Origin of the sequence: Streptomyces hirsutus (assembly GCF_001418415.1) — a bacterium.
GTDB classification, from domain to species: Bacteria; Actinomycetota; Actinomycetes; order Streptomycetales; family Streptomycetaceae; genus Streptomyces; species Streptomyces hirsutus.
This window is the reverse complement of sequence record NZ_LIQT01000605.1, coordinates 1-1,876: the sequence shown is the minus strand read 5'-3', so window position 1 is coordinate 1,876 and position 1,876 is coordinate 1. Positions and strand designations below refer to the sequence as shown.

Here is a 1,876-nt window from a genome sequence, read left to right as displayed (position 1 = left end):
CGGCGCCGTTGGGGCCGAGGACGCCGAAGATCTCGCCCTCCTCCACGGCGAAGGAGACACCGTCCACGACGGGCCGGCCCCCGTAGGACTTGCGCAGGTCGGTGACTTCGATGACAGGCATGGCGTCAGCGTCGCCGCGCACGGGCTCCCCGTACATCGGCCGACGCGCTCGAACCCGCGTCGACCGATCGGCTGATGGAGTGGTCCGACTTCGGGGGAGAGGGGGTACGGCGCGGTTCGCGTGCGGGCGCGTTGACGGGGTCGGACGTCGGTCGTAGGTCCTTCGGACCAGCGGGGTCCGGCCAAAACTCGGTGGTCAGCGCCGGGTGGCGGTCCGTAGGCTCGCTGCTGATGGCCACGACACCCCCACCCCCCGAACCCCTTTCAGCCTCCGAGTCCGGCCCGCTCTCCGAGTCCGGCCCGCTCTCCGAACGCCGCACCACGGTCCGCTCGTTGCTGCGTCTGTGGCCGTACGTGCGGCCCGTGCGGGCGCGGCTGCTGACCGCCGCCGTCGTCGCGATCCTCGCCTCGTGCATCGGCCTGGTCATCCCGCTGGTCCTGAAGTGGATGGTGGACGGCCCGGTCGCCGGCCGGGACCCGGCGGGGGTGTGGCTGGGCGCGCTGTACCTGCTGCTGCTCGGGCTCGCGGAGGCGCTGCTGTTCGGGCTCCGGCGGTGGCTGGTGGCGCGTCCGCTGGCAGGTGTCGAGGCGAGGATGCGAGCGGACCTGTACCGGCATCTGCAGCGGCTGCCGGTGGCGTTCCACGACCGGTGGCCGTCGGGGCAGTTGCTGTCCCGGGGGACCGCGGATCTGATGCTGGTCCGTATGTTCCTGGCCTTCCCGCTCACGTTTCTGCTGGTCAACGGAGTAACCATCCTCGTCGGCGTGATCATCATGCTGGTCCAGGACTGGGTTCTGGGACTGGTGGTCCTGATTCCCGCCGTGCCGGTGATGGCCACCTGCCTGATCTTCGAGAAGCGGTACTCCAGGGCGGCGCGGCTCGGACAGGACCAGGTCGGCGATCTGACGACGGTCGTCGAGGAGAGCGTGCTCGGCATCCGCGTCATCAAGGGGTTCGGACGGCACCGCAGCCAGGCGCGGGCGTTCCGGAAACTGTCCGAGGACCTGCGCGGGACGGAGCTGCGCAAGGCCCGGCTGCTGGGCGCCATCATGAGCGTCATCGTGACGCTCCCGGAGCTGGCCATCGGCACGGCACTGGTGCTGGGGACCGTGCGGGTGGCCGACGGTGACCTGTCCGCGGGCACCCTGGTGGCGTTCCTGTCGACGGCCCTGGCGCTGCGCTGGCCCGTGGACTCGATCGGCTTCCTGCTGGCGATGAGCCAGGAGGCGGCGACCGCGACCGAGCGGTACTTCGAGGTGATGGACGCCGAGGAGGAGCAGCCGGGCCCCGACGGCCCGCGGACGCCGGCCGCCCCCGGGGCCGACGACGGGCTGCGCTTCCACGACGTCACCTTCCGCTATCCCGACGCCCCTTCCGGGTCCCTGCCCGTCCTGGACCGCGTCGACCTGCACATCCGTTCCGGCGAGTCGATGGCCCTGGTCGGCGCGACCGGCAGCGGCAAGACCACGCTCACCGCCCTGGTCCCCCGGCTGCACGAGGCGACCTCGGGGCGGATCACCCTGGACGGCACGGACATCACCGCGCTCTCCCGCGAGGAACTGCGCCGCAGGGTCTCCGTCGCCTTCGAGGAACCCACCCTGTTCTCGGCCACGGTCGGGGAGAACGTGCTGATGGGCGCGGGGGCCGGGGCCGGGAGGGCCGAGTTGGAGCGGGCGCTGGGCGTGGCGCAGGCCGGCTTCGTGAACGCGCTGCCGCAGGGCGCCGGCACCCAGGTCGGCGAGCAGGGGCTCAGCC

1 protein-coding gene and 1 pseudogene are annotated in these 1,876 nt (G+C 72.2%); one reads left to right on the top strand and one right to left on the bottom strand.

Features of this window, described 5'->3' with window-relative positions; genetic code table 11:
* Positions 1 to 121, bottom strand: a pseudogene (locus AOK11_RS45790) (ABC transporter ATP-binding protein); the annotation flags it as partial.
* A gap of 230 nt (positions 122 to 351) precedes the next feature.
* Here AOK11_RS45790 and AOK11_RS35670 point away from each other — a divergent pair.
* Positions 352 to 1,876 (top strand): ABC transporter ATP-binding protein (locus tag AOK11_RS35670; RefSeq protein ID WP_055597793.1); only part of this gene is annotated, 1,525 nt, incomplete at its 3' end.